Origin of the sequence: Muricoccus radiodurans (assembly GCF_050154705.1) — a bacterium.
In the GTDB taxonomy this organism is placed as follows: Bacteria; Pseudomonadota; Alphaproteobacteria; order Acetobacterales; family Acetobacteraceae; genus Roseomonas; species Roseomonas radiodurans.
This window is the reverse complement of record NZ_CP189561.1, coordinates 2,185,610-2,210,872: the sequence shown is the minus strand read 5'-3', so window position 1 is coordinate 2,210,872 and position 25,263 is coordinate 2,185,610. Positions and strand designations below refer to the sequence as shown.

Genomic DNA, 25,263 nt, shown 5'->3' with positions numbered 1-25,263 from the left:
GCGGTGCAATAGGCCACGTTCCCACGGGGACGACCGCTGCCTTAGGCGGGGAGCAGCCCAGGAAGGCTAGGCCCGTAACGGCGGCATTCAGGAAGATTTCCCTCGGAAGGGAGCCTGCTGATCTGGGCTCGGCCCTGCCAGGGCCGCTCAATGCCCATCACTGCCGACTTCGCGAGGTGAGATGATGCTCTGACGTGGACGTCTCGCGATGAGAGCCGTTGTGTGCGGCACACCGAAGATCGGCCCGAGTGGCGCTTCGCTGAGCCTAGCCCGCTATTTGCGATGGGCGCCCGGTGACTGTGCTCGCGAGGACGAAGATGGCCGCCGACAGCGGGGCGAAGGACAGCCAGAGGATCGTGTCCCACCCATAGGCTGAGAGGAGGCCACCGGAGAGAAACGATCCGAAAGTCATGGTCCCGAACACGGCGAAGTCATTCAAGGACTGTACCCGGGTCCGCTCCTCCGGCCGGTGACACTCCAGTACAAGGGCTGAGGCGCCCACGAAGCCGAAATTCCAGCCAACGCCGAGCAGGATCAGGGTTCCCCAGAAGTGCGCGACATCCATGCCCGTCAGCCCGACCGCGGCCGAGGCGGCAGTCAGGGCCAGTCCGGCCATTACCACCCTGGGCGCACCGAAGCGGGTCATCAGCCGTCCGGTGAAGAAGCTCGGGGCGTACATGGCGATGACGTGCCATTGCAGGCCGAGGTTCGAGGACTCCTGCGACAGGCCACACATCCGCATCGCGAGGGGCGCGGCCGTCATGAGGAAGTTCATCAGAAGATAGGAGACCACCCCGCAGATCACGGCGGCGATGAAGCGTGGCTGGCGCGCGATGACCCCAAGCGGCCTGCCACCGGCGACCTCCGCCGCCGTGGGGCTCGGCAGCCGGACGCCGAGCAGGATGAGGGCAGAGAGCGCGGCCACAGCCGCCTGGGCGAGGAACGTCGCGGCGAAGAGATAGGGCAGCGAGAGGTACATGGTGTGGGTGACGAGCTGCGGGCCGATGACGCCGGCGAACACCCCGCCCGCCATCACGGCGGACAGCGCCCGCGGGCGACGCTCCTTCGGCGCGCACTCGGCGGCGGCGAAGCGGAAGGAGAGGACGACGGCGGCGTAGGCACCGCCGAAGAAGGTTGCTGCGCAGAACAGCCAGAAGGAGCCCAGCACAACCGCCTGGGCGGCGAGCAGACCGGCGAGCACGCCGCAGCCGGTTCCCGTCAGGAAGGCGGCGCGGCGGCCATGGCGCTGGGCGATCATGCCCGACGGTAGGGTGCAGGCGGCCATGCCCACCACGAAGATCGAGATCGGCAAGGTCGCCAGGGTGGGGCTGGGCGCGAGGGTGCTGCCGACCACCGCACCCGTGGCGTAGACCACCACCGAGTTGGCTCCGGCCAGTGCCTGCGCGATGGTCAGCCGCCAGATGTTGCTCCTCTCGTGTACGTAGGAGAAGGCGGGCGAGGTCCCGGCCAGGGGTGAGGCGTTCGCGTGCGACATGTCGACCTCAGGCGGCGAGCAGACCCTGCCACCGCGTGTCGCGCGGCGAGGGGCGGCGGTGCAGGCGGCGGTCCAGCAGCGCGCCGGCCTCACGCGCTTCCCCGCCCCGCATCAGGGCGAGGAGCAGCATGTCCTCCACGATCTCGCGCTGGGCACCGCTGCCGCCGATGCGCACCACCTCGGCCGCGATCGGCCCCAGGATGCGCGCGCAACCCGCGTAGTTCTCCTCGGCAAAGGCGAGAGCGGCGCGGCAGACCGCGGGCACGACCCGCCCTGCAGGCAGGGTTCCGGCCTCAATCATCTCCGCCAGGGCGGCGACACGCCGTTCGACGCCGGCCTTGTCGCCGGCCGCGGCGCCCAGGAGTGCCATATGGACATCGGCGAAGGGAAAACCCGCTTGCGGGAAAGCCGGTGCGGCATAGGTTGCCGCCGCCTGCCATAGCCCCTCCGGCACCTTGTGCCCATAAGCCTGCAGCCGCCACAGGAAGGACGCGCTGTCGCTGACGACATTCACGGCGTTGCCCGTCGAGACGCAGGGCTGGACGTGCTCGCCGTAGATCGCGAGGGCCCGCTCCGCGTCGCCGTGCTCCAGTGCTGCCAGGGCAGCATGCCAGGCGATGTGGCCGTGCAGGATGCCGGATCGGTCATAGCTCGGCAGCCAGGCGTGGATCAGCTTGTCCGCCTCGTCATTCGCGCCACTCTCGTACATGGCATGGGACAGGGCGTGTGCGGCGTTGGCGTTGTTCCGGCGCAGGTCGAAGCCGCGCTGGGCGAGGTCGCGGCCGTAGCCCACGTTGCCGTTCTCGGCGTGCGACCAGCCCCGGTAGGTCAGGAACCACCAGTCATCCGCGGCGAAGTGGCCGGCGTGGCGCTCGCAAAGATCCACACGCGCCTGGTCATGGTCCGCCCGCCCGGAGAAGGCGAAGAGGCCGAAGGCACCCAGCGGAAGTCCGAGGACCATGATGTCGCGCGGCCACGCGTCGGCATGTGCCAGCGCCCGCTCCAGCGCCTGGGCCGATCGGCCGTGGATCGCGAGGGAGAGGACCCCCACGTGGCTCCGCTCGCGATCGGTGCCGCGCCGGGCGACGATCTCCGCCGCCGTGGCGATCCGGACCTTGGCCTGCGCGGCCTCGGAGCGCATCGCGTGCAGGCGGGCGCGCGCGGCATGGGCGAGCGCGAAGTCGGGATCGGTCGCGATGGTCTCCTCCAGCACCTCGGCCGCGCCCGGCCATGTGGAGAGTAGGAGGTCAACGCCCTCCCGATAGCGCTCGGCGGCCCGGTCGGAGGTGGTCGAGAGTGGCAGGCCGCGGCAGTCGAGGCGGGCCATGTTCGTTCCTCATCCTGGGATGCGGCCGGCGAGGTGAATGGGCAGAGGTCCATTCACTGCGGCCAGAAGGCGGCTCAGTCCGCCGTCCCGAGTAGGAATAATAGATCGCGTCCTGTCTGTATTTCGCTTACTCGACAATCTATGTAGAATATCCGACAACCAGAGTGGTGACCGCATGCACTGGGAGACCATCGCGGCTCCCCACGACGTCGCGGCTCCGAGGCCGATGACGGTGCGGGCGCAGTCCATCCCGGCGCGCCACCACTTTCCCGACCACACGCATGGTTGGGGTCAGTTGGTCCACGCGATCTCTGGGGTGTTGACGGTGGGGGTCGAGGGGCGCTCCTTCGTCATCTCGCCGGAGCAGGCCGTGTGGCTGCCGACCGGCCTGCGGCACAGGGTCGGATCGCTGCTCGGGGCGGAGTTCCGCAGCCTCTGGATCGCCGATAATGCAGGGGCTGGCCTACCGGAGAGCCCGACGGTCTTTGCGGTCTCGCCGTTGCTGCAGGCGCTGATCGTCGAGGCCGCCGCACTGGACGGACAGGACGATCCCGATGGCTACGCGGGTCGCGTCACCGGCCTGATCCTCGACCAACTCCGGCGCGCCAAGCCCCTCTCGGGCGCGCTCCCCTGGCCACGTGGCGAACCTCTGAGCACGATCTGTGAGGCTCTCTACTCGGACCCAGCTGATCCGCGTGGACCCGAGGAGTGGGGGCTAGACCTCGCCATGTCCGGGCGGACATTGGCCCGACGCTTCGAGGCGGAGCTGGGCATGAGCCTCCGCTCCTGGCGGCGGCGCCTGCGGCTGTTCAAGGCCATCGAGATGCTGGGCGGTGGTTTGGGTGTGACCCAGACGGCGATGGAGCTCGGGTACAGCTCCACCTCCGCCTTCGTCTATGCCTTCCGGACTCAGATGGGGGTCGGACCACACACCTACGCGCTCGGGTCGAGGGCAGGGCGGCGACCCAGGGCACCTTCTTCTGGAGCCGTCCTTTCTTCGGCCTGCCACCTACGGTGAATCTGCTGATCCGGTGCTCCTGAAGCAGAGCCTTGAGCCCGCATTCACCCGTCCCTTCCTGCGGGCAGGCCACAGATCATAAGAGTCTACTTCGTCGAGGATCTCGTTGGCTGTTCGCGCCAATGCCCAGCGCCTCTCGGCCTTCCATCGATGTCGCAACGAAATGTTGTTGCGCGAACGGGCATTGCTGATCATGTTGAAACAGCATAGATTTTTTGAGGATGAAAGACCCTTTGCTGGACTGCGGTTTTTAGAACGGTGATTCTGCGCATGCACGGAGGCAGAATGGCTAGCGAATCGTCTGGTACATTGCCGAATCACGACGTAGCTGTTGGTCTCGGCACGGAATCGCCGTTGTTCGTCGATTTTGGATGCGGCAGCGGCCGGTCGTTGAGTTTTGCCGAGGAGGTCATGGGTGGGCCAGGGATTGGGATTGACCGGTCGCCTGACGCTATAGCCACTTGCGCCGCAAAAGGTTACGCGGTCCGAACGGAAAACCTCCTAGATTTTCAGGAGAGAAGTGTAGCAAACGCTAGTTTTGCTATGGATGTCCTGCCGGAGCTGGGCGGAGGCGGAGCCTTCGAACAGGGTTGGATCAACATCGTCCGCGCAGCGCGGGATTTCACCCTGATCCAGCATCTCTGCTTCGATACGGACGACGCACTCTGGTCTCGTGGACTGTATTCACCAACTTTTCAGAACAAGGCGATCCAATTCAAGCCTCGTATTTCAGATTACCTTCAGTTAGTAGATAAACACGCGAGGGCACTGAACATCGTGGGTGTAGCCATGTTCGGAATTGGCGCGGCGACGATTGAGCCGTTCCGAAATGTCTCGCTTGACATTCCGCAGACAGGCGACCGACTTGACCTGCCCACCTACAGGTCGGTGCGCGTCTTGGTCGCCCGAAAAAAGCTCTCACGTTTTGAACACGCAGTCAAACGATTGGCAGTGGGCGAATCGATCATCGTTTGGAAACAATCTGGTCAGTGATAGCGTCCTCCTCGGTTGCAAACTAGCTCGGTATGAGCATGTGCTCGTCGATTCTGCTGGAAGCTGATGGGAAATATGGATGAGGCGCATGCCTGGTGCTGCCGTGCATACGCCGGCGCCAAGGACGACTTCGACCACTTGACAATTTTTATGCGGCCAATGGATGGGCAGTCAGCCGAAATTCGGACACCGGAGATGCGGGATCTCAGGCCGAGCTACGTTCGGACAACTTCTTCAGAGGCGACCTGGCCGTCTTATTGAGGCTGCGACGATGACGACTGATCAAACTCTTCCAGATCTGTGAGAGTTGGTAACTGGTCGCGGCCACTGTCGCGCGTCGAAATCTCCAAAGGCACAGACATTATCCAGGTTGGTCTTGTCGCGGGTAGGATGACAATGGTCATTTAGTTAATCCTGCTCGTACGCGCGTGAGGTCGTAAGCGCTGCGCTCGCCACCAATCTCGATCCCTCACTTCTCTACGACTAGCTGTGTGCCATTCCCTTCGGGGGTGATTCTCGACGAGAGCAGGTGGTCGAAGTACGCGATGGTGCGGGTGAGGCCTTCGCGGAGGGGGACGCGGGGTTCCCAGTTCAGGGCGGTGCGGGCCTGGGTGATGTCGGGGCAGCGCTGCATGGGGTCGTCGGCGGGGAGGGGGCGGCGGATCAGCTCGGACCGGCTGCCGGTGATGTCGAGGATGTGGCGGGCGAGTTCGGCGACGGTGATCTCGTGGGGGTTGCCGAGGTTGACCGGGCCGGTGACGGCATCGGGGGCGTCCATCAGGCGCACGAAGCCCTCGATGAGGTCGTCGACGTAGCAGAAGGAGCGGGTCTGGCCGCCGTCGCCGTAGATGGTGATGGGCTGGCCGGTCAGGGCCTGGACGATGAAGTTGGACACCACGCGGCCGTCGTTGGGCAGCATGCGGGGCCCGTAGGTGTTGAAGATGCGGGCGACCTTGATCCGCACGCGGTGCTGGCGGTGGTAGTCGAAGAAGAGCGTCTCGGCCGCGCGCTTGCCCTCGTCGTAGCAGGCGCGGGGGCCGATCGGGTTGACGCTGCCGCGGTAGGTCTCGACCTGCGGGTGGGTCTCGGGGTCGCCATAGACCTCGGAGGTGGAGGCCTGGAAGATCTTGGCCTTCGTGCGCTTGGCCAGGCCGAGCGTGTTCACCGCGCCGATGACGCTCGTCTTGATTGTCTGCACGGGGTCGAACTGGTAGTGCACGGGGGAGGCGGGGCAGGCGAGGTTGTAGATCTCGTCCACCTCCACGTAGAGCGGGAAGGTGACGTCGTGGCGCATCGCCTCGAAGCGGGGATGGCCGAGCAGCGGCGCGATGTTGGACCGGCGCCCCGTGAAGTAGTTGTCCGCGCAGAGCACCTCGGCGCCCCCGGCCAGCAGGCGTTCGCACAGGTGCGAGCCAAGAAATCCAGCGCCGCCCGTCACCAGGACGCGCTTGCGGGCCGGAAGGACGCTCAATGTCATGATTGTTCCTGACTCATGGATCCCAAGGCACCGCGACAGCATGCAAGACTATATGCCAGACCACTTCTCGGCCGATCCCACACAAAAATCCTCAGGGGTGTACAGGCTAGTTCTCGATCTTTTCTATCGCGCCCGCTCCTTAACTTGGGGCCTCCCGATTGGTCGCTCCCGCAATCACCAACACCTTCAAAAATTATGCGGTGAATTGCCATCAGCGCATCGCACGCCCAAATTCGTGCCCAATACGTCGGCGGGCCTTTCGTAAATTGCCATGTCGAAGCATCGCCGTTAGCTGCCCATGGCACCGAGCGTCTTTAAAACCTGAGATAACTCCGCAAGATCAATTTCGATATCAGAGTTGCAGCGATTACCTTTGCGGTCCAGAACAACTTCTTTTCCGAAAAGCTGTGTGTATTGCAAGCCGAAAAGGTCTGAAAGGCTGCGATAGGAGGTTACCCCCTGATCATACCCTTCCGGCACGATTTCAATAACCTGTGTCTCCGGATCGCTGAATACGATATTGGAAAGCCCGGCTCCGTGCGCTCCCACGACAATCGAAGCGTCCCGAAACGCTCTTACCTGTGAGGAAACAGGATTTTCCGCATTGTCAAAGATCAGAAAGCCATGGCGTTTCATGAGCGCTTCGACCTCAGCAGAGTTCGTGATTGAGCGCATCTCTACATTGCGGCGTGGGATGTAGATCTTCTTCTTTGGTTGGCGCCACAATCCCGTGACTCTGGGGTGGCTGCGGAGTGTTTGGGTCATTAGGGGAGAAAGTTCATACCGCCCTAACGCTATCGGCGACACCAAGACCAATCTTTCGAAGATCGTTGGCCTTGTTAAGAAGTGAACGTCATCCTCCCGCACTCCAAAAAATTCTAACGTCTCCGGAATATATCGCTTCTTCCGCTCGGGAACAATGAGGCGCAAGGGCTGTTCCATTGCTTGATAAAGCGCAATGCGTGAAGCATACCGGAGCATCCAGTTGTAGTAATTCTCGAACATTCCAAAGCCGAGATGGAAACTTTTGCCAGGAATGCGGCGCGTCGGCGATGAGAGATTCGTCTCAACTCGGTTGGCCGGTGAAGACATCAGCGCGCGGGAATGCTCGGGAGATATACCGGGAAAGATCGAACGAAGTTGGTCGCCGTTACGAACAGTATCTTTCAAAATGGTGTTGCCGGCCGCAACAATACCGAAACCCGGAAACACTGTGGCTTCTGGAATTTCAGTGATCCAGAAGCGGGAGACCCGCGCGGTGGTGCGGTAATTTTCGTCGTACGCGCGCCATCGGTCTGCCAAACTTGCGTCGTTGATATGAGCGCCAATCAGAGGTTCCAACAAGCGACGGTTATCAACAGAAGAGAAGACCTTCTGTCCACCGAAGAATCGTCGATGGTCCTCAATAATCGCTTTCGAGATCCGACTTGATGCGGCCGAGAGTCCGTCTATTGAACTGACCGGCGCCACCGAATACGAAGACACCATTCATTCCTTTCCGTGTGGCCATAACCTAAATTGTTCGACCTGCTTCATCACACATAAGGATTAGTCGGTGACCGGCTACTTGACGCCCTGTGGTCTAACAGAATTGGTAGCGGGATCCATGTGACGGATCGTGATCGCTCGAAGTCGGAAAGAGGAGCGAAGAACTGGTAACACTTACACTGCGAGTCTGGCATTCGTCGACTGGGCCGGCGCTGAATAAACAGGACGTCGATGCGCGTGCGGTACGAGCGTGTTGCTCAGCGGCCACCTGTCGTCCGGGCAGCAGCATGAGGAAGGGGTGCAGTTTCTGGTCTGATTAGCTCGAACGACTGACCAACCTTCGCGCCGGCGTCTGGGCACATGTATGGTGACGGATCACGGCTTCGTATTCTGAACGGGGATGCAGGGCAGAAATCCGGGGCGGCAAGGGGGGAGTGTCAAAATTGCCATGACCTTGGTGAACCGGCTGCTCTCTTGTTGCAACTACTTCGGCCACGTTACCTGGTCCGGCTCTCCCATCTCGGTACTCGCTCCGCCAGAAGTTGTTGTAAGTTACCCCGATGACCAGCTCCGTGCACACTACCCCAATCGCCGCCTTACACTAAGCCAGCCACAGCTCAAATTGAAGCAGCCCCGCTGCAATTTCGTGAGGCTTCTGCCTCTTAATTCCAGCGCCATGAGTCCTTCACTGGTCTCACGTTACCCAGGTACCCATGCTGCGGGGGAAGTTCACGCGTTGTATTTGCCGGCCATGCCCGCGGCAGTTCCACATACGAGAGCATCTTTGCGAGGCGCGAGTAGGACCTAACCGCCCAACATGGCATCCCGATTCACGCCTAAGACCGCAGGCCCCTCTTCCCTGACCCAGAGGTTCGGTATAATTCGCTCCCCCTCTACTCAGCCTTCAGCGACATGTCTGCCGCGCTCTCCGAAGAGGGCCAACTGCAGCCCACCTCAACTACCCTTGAAAACGAGCCCCAAGGCTGTCCGCAGAAGCCGGGAAATTCCAACGCCCATTCGGCCGCCGTTGCTTCTACTATCGCGCTGCAATCCCCCGCAGTGACGCAGTACGCAACGCCGCCGCGCGTGGCCGTACATCTCTGCGCCGAACCTGCTCTCGACGATCTCCGCAAAAAACCTCTGATCCTCGGTGATCGGAGAAGGTCATAAAACACTCGGACCAAGAACCAGTGTCGCTTCTTCGGCCACTGCAGTCAAGGCTAGAGGCGGCCCGCAAGCCGATCGCCAAACTTCCTGACCGATACCCAGGCAAAGTCAAACTGCCGCGCCCGGTCACCTAATCTGTTTATATGCTTCCAACGAGAAGGACTCCTTGAAGAAACCCGATCGGCATAGTAGATACCATTTCAATCTGCAGTGCCAGATGTCGGCTGATCACCAGTGTACATGTCTTGGAGCCAACTCTCCCCCAGCCTGCTCCCTGCCACAACCTTCACCATGGGTGAAATATTCGGTAAGACGGAACCGAACGGCAAAAGTTGAAATCTCGAATCGGTAGATGATTGATCTCGCAACTGGCTCACGAGATCGCTGGACCAGTGATCATGAATCTGTAAAATACACAGAAATGGACTTATAGTGTATCGTAGGATACCAAAGACCGTATCCAGCAAACCATCTTCGCGCCCGTCGTTCGGAACAACCACAATCAAGGTAAACGGAAGCGAAAGATCTGCCAAGCGTTCACTCTGGGGTGCTCGGAACGAGAGTGCGTCGGATCTGCTGACGACAGGCAGCGATGATGCAAGCGTGCTCATTTCGAAACCCTCTTCGCCTGCAACTTTCGTAGATAAGCGCAGCACCGGACGCGGAATGTTTACCAAGGCAACAAGGTTTGTCGAAAGCACCAGTTCCAGCGAAAGATTTTCGTGACTGAGTTGCTTAACCTCTTCGTCAAGCAATCGAACATCAAATCGTGACCGTCCCCCGTAGAAGCGGTCCGCCGGTCATGTGACCCGGCGGGTGTTCTGAGGAGGCGGGGAATGGGTCGGAAGAGGACGCACACGCCGGAGGAGATGGTAGCGAAGCTGCGGCAGGTTGAGGTGCTGACAGCCCAGGGCAAGACGGTTTCCGAGGCGGTCCGGACGATCGGGGTGACGGACCAGACCTACTATCGCTGGCGCGCGGAGTTCGGCGGCCTGAAGCTGGACCAGGTGAGGCGGCTCAAGGAGCTGGAGCGGGAGAATGCGCGGCTCCGGAAGGCGGTGTCGGACCTGACCTTGGACAAGGTGATCCTGAAAGAAGCGGCATCGGGAAAATACTGAGCCCCGCCCGTCGTCGCGCGGCAGTGGGGCATGTGATGCAGCAGCTCGGCGTGTCCGAGCGGAGAGCCTGTGCGGTGCTGGGGCAGCACCGCTCGACCCAGCGCAAGGTGTCGCGCGCAGCAGATGACGAGGCGGCGCTGACGGCGAGCATCACTGGCCTGGCGCGGCAGTACGGGCGCTACGGGTATCGACGGATCACGGCCCTGCTGCGGGCCGAGGGTTGGGGCTGCAACCACAAGAGGGTGGAGCGGATCTGGCGCCGTGAGGGGCTGAAGGTCCCAGCCCGGCAGCCCAAGCGCGGGCGCTTGTGGCTGAATGACGGCTCCTGCATCCGGCTGCGCCCCGAGAGGCCGAACCAGGTCTGGGCTTATGACTTCGTCGAGGACCGCACCCGGGATGGGCGAAAGTTCCGCATGCTGAACGTGGTGGATGAGTTCACCCGCGAGTGCCTGGCGATCCGGGTCGGGCGTCAGCTTAGGGCTGCCGACGTCATCGACGTGCTGTCCGACCTGTTCATCCTGCGCGGCACGCCGGGCCATGTTCGTTCAGACAATGGGCCCGAGTTCGCCGCCACCGCGGTGAGGAGCTGGATCAACGGTGTCGGCGCGAAGACGGCATTCATCGAGCCCGGCAGCCCGTGGGAGAACGGGTATGTCGAGAGCTTCAACGGCAAGCTGCGAGACGAGCTGCTCAACAGGGAGATGTTCAATACGCTGGCCGAGGCCAAGGTTCTGATCGAGCAATGGCGCTGCCACTACAACACCGTCCGCCCACACTCCTCGCTGCGCTACCAACCGCCGGCGCCAGAGGTCGTCCTGCTGCACCACCTGACCCTACCACCCGGCCACAGCCTCTCCAGCTCCAGCAGGGTCCTGCCCATGCGCCACTAACATCCCGCCCGGAGCACCTCGTGGGGGCTTGTCATCATGTTGGTGGCACCGATGGTCGGACCCCGGAGCAGTCCTGTCGTAATAATCCAATCGATCCCTGCTCCCTCTATGGAGCAGCGACTGGTCTGTTCCCGTCGCCCCAGCATGTCGCGCTTTCGGGAGATCGCCGTGAAGGTCAAACTTCCACGCTGCATCAGCGCACGTGTCCCTTTTCCCCTGCCTGCGCCAGCCCCTTGTTGAACACGTCCGCCATCATCTGCGCTTCCTGGCGCGTCAGATGCGTGCCGACCCAGCCCAACCCCTGGTGAAAGACGCCGAGCAGGAAGTCGCCGGAACCATCGCCCTCGGGTTCCAGGCGCGTGACCATGGCATGGTGGGTAACAACACTCTCCAGCCCCTCTGGATCGTCGGACCGGCGCGGCGGGTTCATCGAGGCACGGCCGATGATGAGGGCGCGAACAAGCGCGTCGATCTCGGCCGGGCCTAGGTCGAAGGGTGTGATGCTGCGCGGCGTGACGGTGACACGCGTCCGGTCGGCGCTCATCGCGAAGTTCAGCGGCGGCGCGGTGGTCTCGGGCACGGGGATCTCCGGTGGGTTAGGCGGCGAATGTGACGGCGCGGAAGCAAGGGGGCAACCGGGTCCGGCCTGACCACCGGGCCGCACAGATGTGATCTGGACATCGGATAAAGTTCCTAGAACATAAAAAGAACATGCGTGCCGATTCGGACCCCCCTGACGAGCCGGCCCTCGCCCTCCCACGCCCCGACGCGGCGGGAGGCGATTCATGAGGCGCCGCTGCTGCCGCCCCCCGCGACTGCTCCCTTCACGGGAGCCGTCGGGTACGGCACCGCCCATACCGCAGCTCGAACGAGAGGTCGCAGGGCGGCGCTACCTTGCCCTGCACCTGACCCGCCTGGCCACGGAGGTGATCCGCGCGCCGGGTCCGTTGCTGACCTGGCACGCAGAGGGCAACCGGCGGGTGGTCGCCGCCGCCGATCCGGGGGCGGAGGCACGGGGCGTGCGGGCTGGCCAAGCGCTGGCTGACGCGCAGGCCCTGGCGCCCGGCGTTGCCTCGCATCCGGACGATCCCACCGCGGCGGCCGCGCGGCTGGCGGCCCTGGGGCTCTGGGCACTGCGCATCACCCCATTGGTGGCGCTGGAGGAGCCGGACGGTCTGCTGCTGGACATCACCGGCGTCTCAGACCTGTTCGGTGGGGAGGCGGCGGTCCTGCGCCGCGCGGTGGAAAGCCTGCGTCGTCTGGGCCACGCCTCGGCCGGGGTGGTGGCGGGCTCGGCCCCGGGCGCGATGGCGCTGGCCCGCTGCGGCGTTCTGGGGATCGTCCCGCCGGGCGGCGAGTCGGCCGCGGTGGCGCGTCTGCCACTTCTCCCGCTGCGGCTCGATCCCGCGGTGACCGTCGGGCTGCGGCGGCTGGGTCTGCACTATGTCGGCGACGTGCTGGCGCAGCCCCGCGCGCCGCTGGTGCGGCGCTTCGGGGCCGGGTTGGCGCTCGTGCTGGATGAGGCGACGGGCGCGGCGTCCCGGCCCTTCCGCAGCATCCGGCCGGTGCCGGACTGGCACGCGACGATGGAGTTCGAGGAGCCGATCGTCACCCGCGGCGCCATCGACGCCGTGGTGGCGCGGCTGCTGGCGCAGCTCTGCGCGATGCTGGCGGCGGCGGGGAGGGGACTGCGGCGGCTGGTGCTCCGCGCGCACCGCGCCGATGGCGGCGTCCAGGAGGTGGTGATCGGCACCGGCCTGCCCCTGCGCGATCCGCGCCATCTCGGCCGGCTCCTGGAGACGCGGCTGGAGAACCTGGCGCCCGGCTTCGGCTTCGACCGCATCGCCCTGCTGGCCGAGCGGACGGAACCGCTTTCCGCATCGCAGGCCGGACTGGCCTCCGATGCAGAGGAGGCGCGGTCCGCGCTGACGGCGCTCCTGGACCGGCTGGTGCAACGCCTGTCCGTCTGGCGGCTGCGGCCGCGCGCCTCCCACTGGCCGGAGCGGGCCGCGGAGCGCGTCGGCCCGCTGGAACGCGTGCCGCCGCCCCCGGGCTGGGCGGCGCGCCCGCGTCCCGTCCGCCTGCTGCGCCGGCCGGAGCGGCTGGAGGCGATCGCGGAACTCCCGGACGCACCGCCCGTCCGCCTGCGCTGGCGCGGCACCCTGCTGCCGGTGCGCGCCTCCGAGGGACCGGAGCGCTTCGAGCCGGAGTGGTGGCGCGACCGGCCGGACCGGCCCGTGCGGGACTACTACCGCGTGGAGATGGCGGATGGGCGGCGGCTCTGGGTATGCCGCGCCGGCGGGCCGGGATCGTCGGAGTGGTTCCTGCATGGCGTGCTGGCGTGACGGGCGTCCTGCGCCTGTCGGCGGCGCGCGACCGGTCGCCGCGCGAGCCCGACGCCGCACCCGCCTTCGCCGAGCTGGGCGCGATGTCGAACTTCACCTTCCTGGAAGGTGGCTCCCACCCGCACGAGCTGGTGGCGACCGCGAAGGCGCTGGGACATGCCGCGGTGGGAATCGCCGACCGCAACTCCCTCGCCGGGCTGGTGCGGGGATGGGCGGCCAGCCGGCATGTCGATGAGAAGGCGGGCGAGGACTGGCGTATCCGCTTCGTGCCGGGCTGCCGCGTGCGGCTGGAGGATGGGCAGGAGTATCTTGTCTGGCCTTCGGACCGGGCGGCCTATGGGCGGCTGGCACGAATGCTGTCGGCCGCGCGGATGCGGGACGAGAAGGGAGTCTGCAACATCCCGCGGGACGCGCTGATCGCCGCCGCCGAGGGGCAGGTGATGGCGATGGTGCCGCCCGAGGCGCCGGACGCGGCCTTCGCGCTCCGGCTGCGGCAGGACGCGGACGCGATGCGGCGGGGGCTGGCGCTTCCGATGTTCCTGGCGGCGGATCACCGCTTCGGGGGCGATGACCGGCACCGGCTGGACCGGCTGGCCGCCATGGCCGCGCGGGCACGGGCCTCCCTGATCGCCGCGGGTGGCGCGCGGATGCACGCGGCACGGCGCCGGCGCCTGGCGGATGTGGTGACGGCGATCCGGCTGGGCGTGACGGTGGACGCGCTGGGCTTCCACGCCGCGCAGAACGCGGAGGCGCATCTGAAGCCGGCCGCGGAGATGCTGCGCCTCTTCGCCGGGCATGAGGAGGCGGTGGCCGCGACGCTAAGGGTGGTGGAGGCGTGCCGCTTCTCGCTGAGGGACCTGTCCTACGAGTATCCCGAGGAGATCCTGGAACCCGGCCTGACGGCGCAGCAGACGCTGGAGCGGCGCGTGGCAGAGGCGGTGCGGGAGAAGTGGCCGGGCGGCACGCCGGACAAGGTGGCGCGGCAGATCGCGGAGGAGATGGCGCTGATCGCGCGGCTGGACTACGCCGCCTACTTCCTGACGGTGCACGAGATCGTCCGCTTCGCACGGTCGCAAGGCATCCTCTGCCAGGGGCGCGGATCGGCCGCGAACTCGGCGATCTGCTACGTGCTCGGCATCACCTCGGTGGACCCGGACAAGCATCGGCTGCTCTTCGCGCGCTTCCTGTCCGATGCGCGGGGGGAGCCGCCGGACATCGACATCGACTTCGAGCATGAACGGCGCGAGGAGGTCATCCAGCACATCTACGCGCGCTACGGCCGCGACCGCGCGGCCCTGACGGCGACCCTCATCCGCTATCGCACCCGCAGCGCGGTGCGGGAGGTGGGCAAGGCCATGGGCCTGTCCGAGGACGTGACAGGACGGCTGGCCAAGTCGTCCTGGCACGACGGCCCTGACCTGCGGGACATGGCGAGGCGCGAGGGCTTCGATACGGATGGGAATGCCCGGCTGGGCATGGCCATGGACCTGGCGGAGGAGCTGCATGATTTCCCCCGTCACCTGGCGACGCATGTCGGCGGCTTCGTCATCACGCGCACCCCGCTGACGGAGCTGGCGGTGGTGACGCGAGCGGCGATGGAGGACCGCCACACCGTCGAGTGGGACAAGGACGACATCGCCGTTCTCGGCATGCTGAAGGTGGATGTGCTGGGGCTGGGGATGCTGTCCTGCCTGAAGCGCGGCTTCGGGTTGCTGGAGCGGCATGTGGGGGAGCGGTACACGCTTCAATCCGTGCCGCAGGACGACGAGGCGACCTACGAGATGCTGTCGCGCGCTGACTCGCTCGGCGTGTTCCAGGTGGAGAGCCGGGCGCAGATGAGCATGTTGCCGCGAATGCGACCGACCAGATACTACGATCTGGTGATCGAGGTGGCGATCGTGCGGCCGGGACCGATTCAGGGGGACATGGTGAACCCCTATCTGCGGCGCCGAGAGGAGGGTTGGGCGACCTACCCGAGCGAGGAGTTGCGGGCCGTGCTGGAGAAGACGCTCGGTGTGCCGCTGTTCCAGGAGCAGGCGATGGAGATCGCCATCGTCGGGGCCGGCTTCAGCGCGGCGCGGGCGGATGAACTGCGGCGGTCCATGGCGAGCTTCAAGCACGACGGGAAGCTGCTCCGCTTCAAGGAGGAATTCATCGGCGGCATGATCGCCCGCGGCTACGAGCCCGATTTCGCGGCGCGCTGCTGGTCGCAGATCGAGGGCTTCGGCGGCTATGGCTTCCCGGAGAGCCACGCGGCGTCCTTCGCGCAGCTCGTCTACATCTCCGCCTGGATCAAGTGCCATCACCCCGCTGTCTTCGCGGCGGCCCTGCTGAACAGCCAGCCCATGGGCTTCTACGCCCCGGCGCAGATCGTCCGGGATGCGCGGGAGCACGGCGTGCGCGTGCGACCGGTGGACGTGACGGCCAGCGACTGGGACTGCACGCTGGAGCGCGATCCGGACAGTACGGGCGGACTGGCGCTGCGGCTCGGGCTGCGGATGGTCAGCGGGTTGTCGGAGAGGGACGGAGAGGCCGTGGTGGCGCTGCGACAGGCGGCCTCCCCTGCGGCGCTGGCGCGGGCCGGGCTGGACCGGCGGGCGATCGATGCGCTGGCCCAGGCGGACGCCTTCCGCGGCCTGGGACTGGATCGCCGCCGCGCGCTGTGGGAGGCGGCGGCGGTGGAGCGCGCGGCGCCGCCGCCCCTGCCGCTCTTCGCCGCGGCAGAGGCGCGCCCGCGCCTGCCGTCCGAGACGGGCGGCGAGGAGACGGTGCTGGACTACGGCGCCACCGGCCTGACGCTGCGCGCGCACCCGCTGGCACTGTTGCGCGATGCCCTGTCCGGCCTGCGCTGCGTCGACAGCCGGGCAGTCACGGCGGGGCGGCAGGGCCAGCGGCTGCGCGTGGCGGGGATGGTGCTGGTGCGGCAGCGGCCGGGCACCGCCAAGGGCGTCGTCTTCTTCACGCTGGAGGACGAGTTCGGCGTGGTGAACCTCGTGCTCCACAAGCACACGGTGGAGGCGCACCGCGCGCCTGTCGTGGCGGCACGGCTGCTGCTCGTGGAGGGGCGGGTGGAGCGCTACGACAAGGGCGCCGTGCCGATCGTGCACCTCCTCGCGCAGAGGCTGGAGGACCGGTCCGACCTGCTGGACGGGCTGCACCGCCTGGGTCCCGTGCCGATCCCGCTGGCGCGGGCGGACGAGGTCTCCCGAGGGACGGACCACCGGCCCGACCCGCGACAGCCCCGCCCGTCGGGCTTTCCGGGCAGCCGGGACTGGCACTGAGGCCAGCCCCGCACCGGTCAGGTCGGGTTCACGACAAGGCTCTCCGCCGCCAGCGTCACCGTGCCCGGCCCGCTCATCACCACGGAGCTGTTCAAGGGTGAGACGACAAGCGGGTTGCCGCCGGTCGCCGCGTCGTAGAGGCCGACATGGCTGATCGTGCCGGCGGCGGCGGAGAAGACGAAGCGGATCGCCTCCGCGTTGCGCTGCACGCCGGTGCCGGTGAAGGTTACGCGCTGCCGGGCATAGCCGTTGCCGGCGGGCTCTCCGCTCAGGCCGCTCGCCACCGTGGCGCCGGTGCCCAGCGCGGCGTAGACGGCGCCCGGCAGGGCCGGGGCGCGGCCGCAGAGCGCGCGCGCCAGGAGGTTGCGGGCGTAGTCGGTCAGGTCGGACATGATCTGTCTCCAGTCAGATGGGTTCGAGCAGGGCCTGAGCGGCGGCGTCCGTCAGGCGAGGAGCTGGGAATCCGGGCGGTGCGGAAGTCGGTGGCCGGGACATCCCGGGCCACATCGGCTCCGCGGACCGGGCGCTTACGTCCCCACGGAGAGGGATTGCAGTGCCGCATCGCTGACAGCCCCGGGGCGGATCATCAGAGGCCCGATCTCTCCGAACATCGGGGAGCTGCCCAAGCCGAGATTGCCGACCCGCAGCGTGGTCAGCGTCACGGTCGGAACCGCTGTCGTGCGGATGACCGGCGCGGCGCCGTTCAGCGAAGCGGCCATCCGCCCCGACGACACCGCGAGGGAGAAGCCGAACGCGTTCGCATCGGTGGCGCCGATGGTGCTGTTGCCGGTAAAGCTTCCGGCGGCGGTCGGGGAATGGTTCAGGATGCTGGTCCCGCCCGGCCAGCCGAGCGCCGCGCGGTTGTTATTGGTCCCATCATCCGCCGAGAGAAGATACATCCCGCCCGGGATGCCGGACGGGACGATCGCCCTGCCCCAGATGGTGAAATCTCCGGCGATGCCCAGCGCCGGGAGGGACGCGGCAAGGAAATCAGTCGCCCGGGTCGAGGCAGCGACCGTGCCGGCCGACGGCAGCACCGGGGTGGAGGCGAAGCCAGCCTGTTCGAGCTGCGGCGCCGCGATGCGGAGCACAAACGTCCCGGAGAAGCCGGCCGCGGTGATCTTCAGGCTGGGCCAGACATTCGTCGCGGAGCCCGACGACGCCACGCGCACTTCGGGGCGCGACGCCGCCGCGCCCGGCGAGAAAGCCTGCGACGCCAGGTCGCCGACATTGCTCCCGAGCAGCTGCGTCAGACCGGGGGCTGTCCCGGACACTGCCTGATACATGGCGGACCAGGTATAGGCGCCGGCCGCGATGGGGAGCCCGACCTCGAAATTGATCAGGCTGATCGCGGCGGCGCTGGCGCAGGTGAACTCCACGTCCCACGCGGGAAGGCCGTTCAGCGTGGCCGCCCCCACCACCCTGTAGGTGATGCCTCCGAAGCCATTCGCATTGCCGCCCAGCATCTGGGCGTTGGTCGGCGGCGTCCCCGGGGTCCCGCCGACAACTCCTTGGGCGCGCGGGTTCCGGACGAGGTTCGTCCGCGCGCCCTCCACCAGCAAGCGTCGCGCGCCGCCCTGGAAGCGGGGCTGGTCATTGGTCATCTCCGCCCAGCTGACGTCATCCGTGCCGCGCACCCAGGCCTTGGAGGCCCGGGTCAGCGTGACCCCGGACAGGAGGGTGCCGGAGCCGATGAGGGGCGGCGCGCTCCGGCTGAGGGTGAGGGAAGCCGGGATGATGCCGATCATCAAGGCGCTCCTGCCCCGGCCAGGTGGCAGATCCGCGTGGTGCCCCCGTCCGGCGTGAAGGCGATGAGGCTGGCGATGCCGCCCGCCTTGATCCGGGTGTAGCCGTCCGCGTTGGCGATGCCGGCGGTGAAGTTCGCCAGCGTCACCGCCAGGTCTGCGCCGGTGCGGTTCACCACCATGCAGGAGAAGCCGTTGCCCGTCGCGTTCCAGTCCAGCGACAGGGTCGTGCCTGCATTGGCGATCACCATGCGCGCGTTGTGCGAGGCCTGCGTCAGGGCGGTCGCGGTGGTGGTGGTCAGCGTCGGCACGCGACGGTCGGTGAACTGGTTGTCCACGTAGTTGCGCGTCGCCGCCTGCATCGCCGCCGCCGGGTCCGCAGGCAGGGTGAGCGGCCCCGTCAACGTCACCGCGCCCGTGGCCGCGACGCGCAGCCGCTCTCCGAGAGAACCGGAGACGAGCGTTTCCAGCACCACATCGGTGCCAACGACGCCGAACGTCGCGGCCGCGACGTCCGAGGCGTTGTTGAACCGGAGCTGCGCGCCGGTGGTGCTGCTCCGCCGGTGCACGTTCACGGTGCCGTCCGATCGGGCGGAGAGGCGCGTCTCGATCACCCCGGCGGAGGAGAAGGCCGCGAGCTCCGACTGCCCGCCCGTCACGCGGGCGATCCCGGCCCCGCTGGGCAGGCGGTTGCCGGTGGCGATCATCTTCTGCAGCGCGGCGGCGCTCTGGCCGGAGAAGTTCGCGCTCTTCATGTCGCAGCCCACGATCTGCAGGCTGTCGGCCCCGTCGGCCATGTAGACGCCGCCGTAGATGTCGCAGCCCACCAGGATGAGCGCGCCGTCCAGCACCTCGACCGATCGCCCGTTGCCGGCCGGCAGCATGACGCCGGCGATCGTGTTGTGGTCCACCACGTTCACGTTCACAGACAGGGCGGTGCCCTTGTTCGACCAGAAGCCGCCATACCACTTGTTGCGGTTGGCCGTGCCGGTGATCCGCACGCCGTAGGAGAAGGGGTCGAAGCCGCTGCCGTCCACGCCGCAGTTCACGAAGCAGGCGGCGTGGCAGCCATCGTCCAGGTGCCATCCCGTCTCGTGCCCGAACTCGAAGCAGTTGGTGAAGTTCGGCATGTCGGCGTCGAAGACATGGAAGCCCTTGCCGCGGCGGTAGTTCATGCCCGGATCCACCGTGCCGCCGCCGCTGTAGGTGCCCGCGAAAGCCGTGCCCGCCAGATCGAGCGTGGTGCTGGTCGGCGCGGCGGCCACGGTGAAGCGGCCATTGGCGGCCGCGACGCCGCCCACCGCGCGCACGATCACCACGTCCCCCGCCTGCAGCTCGTGGGCCGCGGACAAGGTGATCCGGACGAGGCCGGAGCCGTTGTTGGCGGCGCCGGTGACCGTGTAGATCGTCGTGGAGTAGGACCGGGCGGTGGTCGCGAGCGGGTGCCAGTTGATCCGCTCGTTCTGCGAGATATCGAAGGTCCGGCCGAGGTAGAGGCCGTTCGTGCAGTCGCCGAGGATGTCGAAGATGCGGCTGCGGCTGGCGCCATCCGAGCGGATGCCCCATTCGAAGCCGATGATGAGCAGATCGCGCGCGGTGGCATCCGCCGCATTCGTCGCGCTGCTGCCGGTGGTGCCGTCGCCGACGCTGACCGCGGTGCCGGCGAAGGCCGAGACGGCGTCGAGCGCGCTGCGGATGGAGGAGGGCGGCGCGAAGCCCTTCCGCACGATGGCCAGGTTGGCGACCGTCGCGTTGCGGCGCAGGCGGACCGTGCGCGCGGGATTGAGCACCAGGCAATAGGCCAGGGCCGTGAAGTCGTTGTTCACCCGGAAGCCGCCCGGGTCCATCTGCCCCTTCAGCATGCACCCGGCCGGGATGACCAACTCCGCCGAGTCGATGAGGTAGCGGCGCGGCCCGAGCAGCACGACGCCGCCGCCGGCCGCCGAGGCCGCGTTCAGCGCGGCCTGGATCGCCGCCGTGTCGTCGGTCGTGCCGTTGCCGACCGCGCCGTAGTCGCGCACGTGCAACGGCCGGTCGGCGTGCACGGCCAGGCGCATCTGGCCGAAGGTGGCGCGACGGGTCTCGGCGCTGGCGCCGGTTCCCTGGACCACCGGCGCGATGTCGGTGTCCAGCAGGCCGGTCGCGGGGGGAAGCTCACTGATCTTGGTGTCGGGCATGGGGGCGGCTCCGGTCGGACGTCAGGGGCGGGGCAGGGGGCTCAGAGGATGATCCGGCTGCCGTTCTCCACGAGCAGGCCCAGGCCGCTCTCGATCAGCAGCGCGAAGGCGGCGGTGACGACGAAGGAGGGGGAGATCTGCGCCACGAGCGGCTCCGCGGCGTCCACGGCACGCAGGCGGTAGCCGGTGCCCGGGGAGGGCGCGGCGAAGGTGGCGCTGGCCGTGCCGGCGGAGACCGTGGCGGTGGTCGGCCCGACCACCTCGGCGCTGGCCGCGTTGAGGATGGCGAAGCGCACCGTGCTGACGGGGCCGGTCACGTTCGCCTGCACGGTGAAGCTATCCCCGACCGTGAGCCCGCTCGGCACGGGGCCGAGGGAGAGGCAGCGCGCGACGGCGCTGGCGGCCAGGTCCGCCTCGATGTCGAGGCTGCCGCCGGCGGTGAGGCTGATCGGGGCGGAGGTCGCATCCACGACCAGCCCGTTCCCGACCGCGGCGCCGCTGCGCACGGGCAGGAAGGCCATCGCGTCGTTCGCCTGAAGGATGACCAGGTGCCCGGGCAGCAACTGGTTCGCCGCCGTGGAGAAGTAGCCGGCCGCGAGCACCGCGGCCCGCGTGTCCGCCGTCCGATAATGCCACAGGGTGAATCCCCCCGCGGCGACGAGCGGGACGAGGGTGGAGGCGCTGTAGGGCATGTGGGGGCTCCTGGCGGCGCGCGGACGCGCGTCGCCCCGCGCCGGCGGGCCGGGCGGGGCGTGGGTCGGGTCTATGGGGAGCGGCGGGCGCAGTTGTCCCGCTGGCCAGCGGGCTGTTATAGGAATACATTCTGAAAGTCAAGGAAGGAATGCCAAGTGCCACCTGCAACGCCGCGCTGCCGTGGTTGCACCGCGCGCGCGTCCGCCTAGGCTGCGGCGCATCTCCGAATCATCCGGGACACGGCATGAACCTTCTCCGCGCCCTGCTCCTTCTCCCGCTGCTGGTGCTTTCCGCGGCCGCCCAGACGCCGCCGACCGGGGAGCGGGTGGTCAATGTCTACAACTGGACCGACTACATCGACCCGGAGGCCATCCAGCGCTTCCAGCGGGAGACGGGCATCCGCGTCCGCTACGACGTCTTCGACAGCCTGGAGACGCTGGAAGGAAAGCTCTCCGCCGGGCGGTCGGGCTACGACGTCATCGTGCCGACCAGCGAGCCGAGCTTCGCGCGGCTCGCGCGCGCCGGCGCCCTGCTTCCGCTGGACCGGACGCGGATCCCGAACTGGGGCAACCAGGATCCGGCGCTGCTGGCGCAGGTGGCGGGGAGCGACCCCGGTAACCGGCACGGCGCGATCTACCTTTGGGGCACGATCGGGATGGGCATCCGGGCGGACCGCATCCGCGCCCTGGCCCCGGACGCGCCGCTGGACAGCCTGGACCTGATCCTGCGGCCGGAGAATGCGCGGCGCATCGCGCGCTGCGGCATCGCGATCATGGACAGCGGGATCGACGTCATCCCCTCGGTCCTGCGCTGGCTCGGCAAGGACCCGAATTCTGCCGACGCCGCCGACCAGCAGGCGGCGGAGCGCGCACTGCTGGCGATCCGGCCGCATGTGCGGGCGATCATCTCCTCCGCCGCCATCACGGACGCGCTGGCGCAGGGAGAATACTGCGCCGTGCTCACCTATTCCGGCGACGTGGTGCAGGCGCAGACCCGCGCGCGGGAGGCCGGGCGCGAGGCGGGCCTCACCTATGTCCAGCCACGCGCCGGCGCGCAGCTCTGGTTCGACATGCTGGCCATCCCGGCCGACGCGCCGAATCCGGACGCGGCCCACGCCTTCATCGACTTCATGCTGCGGCCCGAGGTGATGGCGGGCGTGACCAACCAGGTGCGCTATCCCAACGCCGTGCCGGCATCCCGCCAGCACATCCGGCCGGAGGTGGCGGCGGACCCGAACGTCTATCCGCCGGCCGAGGCGATCGCGCGCTCCTTCATCGTCTCCGCGCCGGGACCGGCGGCCGAGCGGGCGCGCGGGCGGGTCTGGTCGCGGTTCAAGGCGGGGCGTTGACGCGCCCCTTGGAACCGAGGCTCTCGCTCCGCGGTGTCGTCCGGCGCTTCGGCTCCGTCACGGCGCTGGACGGGGTGGATCTGGACGTGGCGGCGGGCGCCTTCCTCGCTCTGTTGGGTGGCTCGGGCTCCGGCAAATCCACGCTGCTCCGCGTCGTCGCGGGATTCGAGCGCGCGGAGGCCGGGCAGGTGCTGCTGGACGGTGCCGACCTGTCCGCCGTGCCGCCGCACCGGCGCCCCGTGAACATGATGTTCCAGTCCTACGCGCTGTTCCCGCACATGAGCGTGCGCGACAACATCGCCTATGGCCTGCGGCGCGAAGGGTTGCCGCGCACCGAGATCGCGGGGCGCGTGGCGCAGGCCGTCGCGATGCTGCGGCTGGAGGGGATGGAGAACCGGCGTCCGGACGCGCTTTCCGGCGGGCAGCGGCAGCGCGTGGCGCTGGCCCGCGCCCTGGTGAAGCGCCCGCGCCTGCTGCTGCTGGACGAGCCGCTCGGCGCGCTCGATGCCGGGCTGCGGGAGCGCACCGGCTTCGAGCTGCGCGCCATCCAGCGCGAGACGGGCGCCACCTTCGTCATGGTCACCCACGACCAGTCCGAGGCCCTCGCCCTGGCCGACCGCGTTGCCGTGCTCGACCAGGGACGCGTGGTGCAGGAGGGCACGCCGCGCGACGTCTATGATCGCCCCGCCACCCGCTTCGTGGCCGGCTTTCTCGGCACGGCGAACGTGCTCGAGGGCCGCCCGACCGGCGACGGCGCGCTGGACTGCGACGCTGCCGACTGCCGGCTGCGCCCCGCCGCGCCGCTGCTCGGCGACGCCGTCGCGCTGCGCCCCGAGCGTATCCGCTTGAACTCCGCGGCCACCGGCGACAACACCATCGCCGGTACGGTGGAGGAGGCGGCCTTCCGCGGCGACAGCACGATGCTGCTCGTCCGCCTGCAAGGCGGCGCCACCCTCCGCGTCGCCCATGCGGAAGAGGAAGGCGCCCCGCCCGCCCGCGGCGCCGCCGTGCGCCTGGCCTGGGATGCGGCCGACGTGGTGCCCCTGGCCGGATGAGCGCCCTCCTCCGCCTGCCCTCGGCCCTGTGGCTGCTCTTGCTGGTGGCGGCGCCGCTGGTGCTGGTCGGCGCCATCGCCCTGTCCTGGCAGGCCGAGGGCGTGCCGCCCTACGCGCCGCCCTGGGCCGGGCAGGGGATCAACACGGACAACCTCCGCCTGATCCTGGAGGACCCGCATTACCGCTCCGCCCTCGGCCAGTCGCTGCTTGCGGCGGGGGCGACGGCGGCGCTCTGCCTGCTGCTGGCGATCCCCATGGGTTTCGGCATCGCCCGTGCCGGCCGCTGGCGCAACGCGCTGCTGGCGGCGGTGCTGCTGCCCTTCTGGACCGGCTTCCTCATCCGCATCGGCGCCTGGATCGGGCTGCTTCGCGACGAGGGCTGGATCAACGGCGTGCTCCGCGCCGCAGGACTGATCGAGGACCCGATCCCGCTCCTTTACACCTACGGCGCCATGCTGGTGGGGATGGTTCACGCCTACCTGCCCTTCGCCGTGCTGCCGGTCTTCGCCGCCGCCACCCGCCTGGACCCGGCGCTGGAGGAGGCGGCCGCCGATCTCGGCGCCACCCCGGCCCGGGCCTTCCTGACCGTGACGCTGCCGCAGGTCGTGCCGGGCTTGGCGGCGGCCTTCCTGCTCGTCTTCATCCCGGCGGCGGGGGAGTACGTGATCCCCGAACTGCTCGGCCCGCCGGAGGCGACGCTGGTCGGGCGGGTACTGTTCCAGGAGTTCTTCCAGAACCGCGACTGGCCGGTGGCCTCGGCCCTGGCGGTGGCGCTGCTGGTGCTGCTGATCGGGCCGATCCTCCTCTTCCAGCGGCTGGGGCGGGCAGCGTGACGCCGCCCCCTCTCACGCCGAGATGGGTGCGCTGGGGGTTGTGGCTGGGGCTGGGCTTCCTTTGGCTGCCCGTGATCCTGCTGGTGGCCTACGCCTTCTCCGCGGACCGTCAGCCCTTCCGCTGGGGCGGCTTCTCCCTTCGCTGGTTCGCGGCGCTTTCAGCGAATGACCGGCTGGTGGAGGCGGCCCTCCTCTCCCTGCGGGTCGCGGCCGGGGCGGCGACACTGGCGGTGCTGCTGGGCGGGGCGGTCGGCTGGGTGCTGGCGCGGCAGGGTCCCTTCGCCGGCCGGGCGGCCTTCGGTGCCCTGGCCGGCGCCCCCCTGGTGCTGCCGGAGGTGGTCACGGGCCTCTCCCTCCTGCTCCTCTTCGTGGCGCTGGAATCCTGGACCGGCTGGCCGGCCGGACGCGGCGCGATGACCGTCCTGCTGGCCCACGCCACCCTCGGCGCCGCCTATGTGGCGGTGGTGGTCCAGGCCCGGCTGGCCGCCTCCGACCGGGAACTCGAGGACGCAGCGCGTGACCTCGGCGCCGCCCCGCTGACGGCCTTCGCCACCGTCACCCTGCCCCTGATCTCCCCGGCCCTGGCGGCCGGCTGGCTCCTGGCCTTCACCCTGTCGCTGGACGACGTGGTCCTGGCCTCCTTCGTCTCCGGGCCCTCCGGGACCACCCTGCCAGTTGCCCTCTTTTCCATGCTCCGGCTGGGCATGACGCCGGAGGTGAACGCCCTGGCCGTGGTGCTGCTGGGGGCAGCGGGGCTCACCCTCGGGGCAGTGGGCTGGCTGTTGCGCGGGCGGGGCTGATTTGCGTCCCGCG

At 67.9% G+C, this 25,263-nt stretch carries 19 protein-coding genes; 9 read left to right on the top strand and 10 right to left on the bottom strand.

The window, feature by feature from the left end; genetic code table 11:
* Window positions 1-265: 265 nt before the first annotated feature.
* Window positions 266-1,495: an MFS transporter gene (locus ACP6CK_RS10900; RefSeq protein ID WP_426958914.1), complete on the bottom strand. Its 1,230-nt coding sequence runs from the start codon at window positions 1,493-1,495 to the stop codon at window positions 266-268.
* Between the two features lie 7 nt (window positions 1,496-1,502).
* Window positions 1,503-2,822, bottom strand: coding sequence for a tetratricopeptide repeat protein (locus ACP6CK_RS10895; RefSeq protein ID WP_426958913.1), 1,320 nt, complete (start codon window positions 2,820-2,822; stop codon window positions 1,503-1,505).
* Window positions 2,823-2,997: 175 nt separating this feature from the next.
* On the opposite strand from ACP6CK_RS10895, the gene ACP6CK_RS10890 reads away from it, so the two are divergent.
* Both ACP6CK_RS10890 and ACP6CK_RS10885 read left to right on the top strand, forming a co-directional pair.
* Window positions 2,998-3,840 (top strand): AraC family transcriptional regulator, encoded by an 843-nt coding sequence (locus ACP6CK_RS10890; RefSeq protein ID WP_426958912.1) that lies wholly within the window; start codon window positions 2,998-3,000, stop codon window positions 3,838-3,840.
* Window positions 3,841-4,125: 285 nt separating this feature from the next.
* Window positions 4,126-4,833, top strand: coding sequence for a methionine biosynthesis protein MetW (locus ACP6CK_RS10885; RefSeq protein ID WP_426958911.1), 708 nt, complete (start codon window positions 4,126-4,128; stop codon window positions 4,831-4,833).
* Between the two features lie 469 nt (window positions 4,834-5,302).
* Here ACP6CK_RS10885 and ACP6CK_RS10880 read toward each other — a convergent pair whose 3' ends face one another.
* The 3 genes from ACP6CK_RS10880 to ACP6CK_RS10870 all read right to left on the bottom strand — a co-directional run bounded on the left by ACP6CK_RS10880 (window position 5,303) and on the right by ACP6CK_RS10870 (window position 9,720).
* The gene (locus ACP6CK_RS10880; RefSeq protein ID WP_426958910.1) at window positions 5,303-6,310 is read right to left on the bottom strand and encodes a UDP-glucuronic acid decarboxylase family protein; all 1,008 of its coding nucleotides are present in this window, start codon (window positions 6,308-6,310) and stop codon (window positions 5,303-5,305) included.
* A 288-nt stretch (window positions 6,311-6,598) separates the two neighbouring features.
* Entirely contained in the window at window positions 6,599-7,798 is a 1,200-nt protein-coding gene (locus tag ACP6CK_RS10875) for a glycosyltransferase family 61 protein (protein WP_426958909.1), read from the bottom strand.
* A gap of 1,367 nt (window positions 7,799-9,165) precedes the next feature.
* Entirely contained in the window at window positions 9,166-9,720 is a 555-nt protein-coding gene (locus ACP6CK_RS10870) for a hypothetical protein (RefSeq protein ID WP_426958908.1), read from the bottom strand.
* A gap of 81 nt (window positions 9,721-9,801) precedes the next feature.
* Between ACP6CK_RS10870 and ACP6CK_RS10865 the strand changes: the two genes are divergently transcribed.
* A protein-coding gene (locus tag ACP6CK_RS10865) for an IS3 family transposase (RefSeq protein ID WP_426958907.1) occupies window positions 9,802-10,973 on the top strand; the annotation gives its coding sequence in 2 pieces (ribosomal slippage) (window positions 9,802-10,069 and window positions 10,069-10,973; 1,173 coding nt in all).
* 193 nt (window positions 10,974-11,166) lie between these two features.
* Here the strand turns inward: ACP6CK_RS10865 and ACP6CK_RS10860 are convergent.
* On the bottom strand, window positions 11,167-11,553 hold the full coding sequence (locus ACP6CK_RS10860) for a hypothetical protein (RefSeq protein ID WP_426958906.1): 387 nt from the start codon (window positions 11,551-11,553) through the stop codon (window positions 11,167-11,169).
* 205 nt (window positions 11,554-11,758) lie between these two features.
* On the opposite strand from ACP6CK_RS10860, the gene ACP6CK_RS10855 reads away from it, so the two are divergent.
* Both ACP6CK_RS10855 and ACP6CK_RS10850 read left to right on the top strand, forming a co-directional pair.
* A complete protein-coding gene (locus ACP6CK_RS10855; RefSeq protein WP_426958905.1) occupies window positions 11,759-13,318 on the top strand; it encodes a Y-family DNA polymerase in 1,560 nt (519 codons plus the stop codon).
* The gene (locus tag ACP6CK_RS10850) at window positions 13,291-16,599 is read left to right on the top strand and encodes an error-prone DNA polymerase (RefSeq protein WP_426958904.1); all 3,309 of its coding nucleotides are present in this window, start codon (window positions 13,291-13,293) and stop codon (window positions 16,597-16,599) included. Before ACP6CK_RS10855 ends, ACP6CK_RS10850 begins: the two co-directional genes overlap by 28 nt.
* Before the next feature lie 17 nt (window positions 16,600-16,616).
* On the opposite strand, the gene ACP6CK_RS10845 is transcribed toward ACP6CK_RS10850, so the two are convergent.
* From ACP6CK_RS10845 to ACP6CK_RS10830, 4 genes are all read right to left on the bottom strand, one after another.
* Complete coding sequence (locus tag ACP6CK_RS10845; protein WP_426958903.1) at window positions 16,617-16,991, bottom strand: phage tail fiber protein; 375 nt, start codon at window positions 16,989-16,991, stop codon at window positions 16,617-16,619.
* A gap of 135 nt (window positions 16,992-17,126) precedes the next feature.
* The gene (locus tag ACP6CK_RS10840) at window positions 17,127-18,347 is read right to left on the bottom strand and encodes a hypothetical protein (RefSeq protein ID WP_426958902.1); all 1,221 of its coding nucleotides are present in this window, start codon (window positions 18,345-18,347) and stop codon (window positions 17,127-17,129) included.
* Window positions 18,347-20,521, bottom strand: a complete 2,175-nt coding sequence (locus tag ACP6CK_RS10835; protein WP_426958901.1) for a glycosyl hydrolase family 28-related protein — start codon at window positions 20,519-20,521, stop codon at window positions 18,347-18,349. The genes ACP6CK_RS10840 and ACP6CK_RS10835 overlap by 1 nt, the downstream gene beginning before the upstream one ends.
* 41 nt (window positions 20,522-20,562) lie before the next feature.
* The gene (locus ACP6CK_RS10830) at window positions 20,563-21,213 is read right to left on the bottom strand and encodes a hypothetical protein (RefSeq protein WP_426958900.1); all 651 of its coding nucleotides are present in this window, start codon (window positions 21,211-21,213) and stop codon (window positions 20,563-20,565) included.
* 245 nt (window positions 21,214-21,458) lie between these two features.
* Between ACP6CK_RS10830 and ACP6CK_RS10825 the strand changes: the two genes are divergently transcribed.
* Genes ACP6CK_RS10825 through ACP6CK_RS10810 form a run of 4 tightly spaced genes read left to right on the top strand, consistent with a single transcriptional unit; the run spans window position 21,459 to window position 25,250 of the window.
* Window positions 21,459-22,562, top strand: coding sequence for an extracellular solute-binding protein (locus tag ACP6CK_RS10825; RefSeq protein WP_426958899.1), 1,104 nt, complete (start codon window positions 21,459-21,461; stop codon window positions 22,560-22,562).
* Window positions 22,559-23,617: an ABC transporter ATP-binding protein gene (locus tag ACP6CK_RS10820; protein ID WP_426958898.1), complete on the top strand. Its 1,059-nt coding sequence runs from the start codon at window positions 22,559-22,561 to the stop codon at window positions 23,615-23,617. The genes ACP6CK_RS10825 and ACP6CK_RS10820 overlap by 4 nt, the downstream gene beginning before the upstream one ends.
* On the top strand, window positions 23,614-24,450 hold the full coding sequence (locus tag ACP6CK_RS10815) for an ABC transporter permease (RefSeq protein ID WP_426958897.1): 837 nt from the start codon (window positions 23,614-23,616) through the stop codon (window positions 24,448-24,450). Before ACP6CK_RS10820 ends, ACP6CK_RS10815 begins: the two co-directional genes overlap by 4 nt.
* A complete protein-coding gene (locus ACP6CK_RS10810) occupies window positions 24,447-25,250 on the top strand; it encodes an ABC transporter permease subunit (protein WP_426958896.1) in 804 nt (267 codons plus the stop codon). Before ACP6CK_RS10815 ends, ACP6CK_RS10810 begins: the two co-directional genes overlap by 4 nt.
* Window positions 25,251-25,263: the final 13 nt, after the last annotated feature.

Coding starts and splice junctions, on each gene's coding strand:
- ACP6CK_RS10830 (WP_426958900.1), bottom strand. CDS start 21,213: ATGCCCTACAGCGCCTCCACCCTCGTCCCGCTCGTCGCCGCGGGGGGA.
- ACP6CK_RS10840 (WP_426958902.1), bottom strand. CDS start 18,347: ATGATCGGCATCATCCCGGCTTCCCTCACCCTCAGCCGGAGCGCGCCG.
- ACP6CK_RS10845 (WP_426958903.1), bottom strand. CDS start 16,991: ATGTCCGACCTGACCGACTACGCCCGCAACCTCCTGGCGCGCGCGCTC.
- ACP6CK_RS10880 (WP_426958910.1), bottom strand. CDS start 6,310: ATGACATTGAGCGTCCTTCCGGCCCGCAAGCGCGTCCTGGTGACGGGC.
- ACP6CK_RS10895 (WP_426958913.1), bottom strand. CDS start 2,822: ATGGCCCGCCTCGACTGCCGCGGCCTGCCACTCTCGACCACCTCCGAC.
- ACP6CK_RS10835 (WP_426958901.1), bottom strand. CDS start 20,521: ATGCCCGACACCAAGATCAGTGAGCTTCCCCCCGCGACCGGCCTGCTG.
- ACP6CK_RS10855 (WP_426958905.1), top strand. CDS start 11,759: ATGAGGCGCCGCTGCTGCCGCCCCCCGCGACTGCTCCCTTCACGGGAG.
- ACP6CK_RS10825 (WP_426958899.1), top strand. CDS start 21,459: ATGAACCTTCTCCGCGCCCTGCTCCTTCTCCCGCTGCTGGTGCTTTCC.
- ACP6CK_RS10885 (WP_426958911.1), top strand. CDS start 4,126: ATGGCTAGCGAATCGTCTGGTACATTGCCGAATCACGACGTAGCTGTT.
- ACP6CK_RS10890 (WP_426958912.1), top strand. CDS start 2,998: ATGCACTGGGAGACCATCGCGGCTCCCCACGACGTCGCGGCTCCGAGG.
- ACP6CK_RS10875 (WP_426958909.1), bottom strand. CDS start 7,798: ATGGTGTCTTCGTATTCGGTGGCGCCGGTCAGTTCAATAGACGGACTC.
- ACP6CK_RS10900 (WP_426958914.1), bottom strand. CDS start 1,495: ATGTCGCACGCGAACGCCTCACCCCTGGCCGGGACCTCGCCCGCCTTC.
- ACP6CK_RS10815 (WP_426958897.1), top strand. CDS start 23,614: ATGAGCGCCCTCCTCCGCCTGCCCTCGGCCCTGTGGCTGCTCTTGCTG.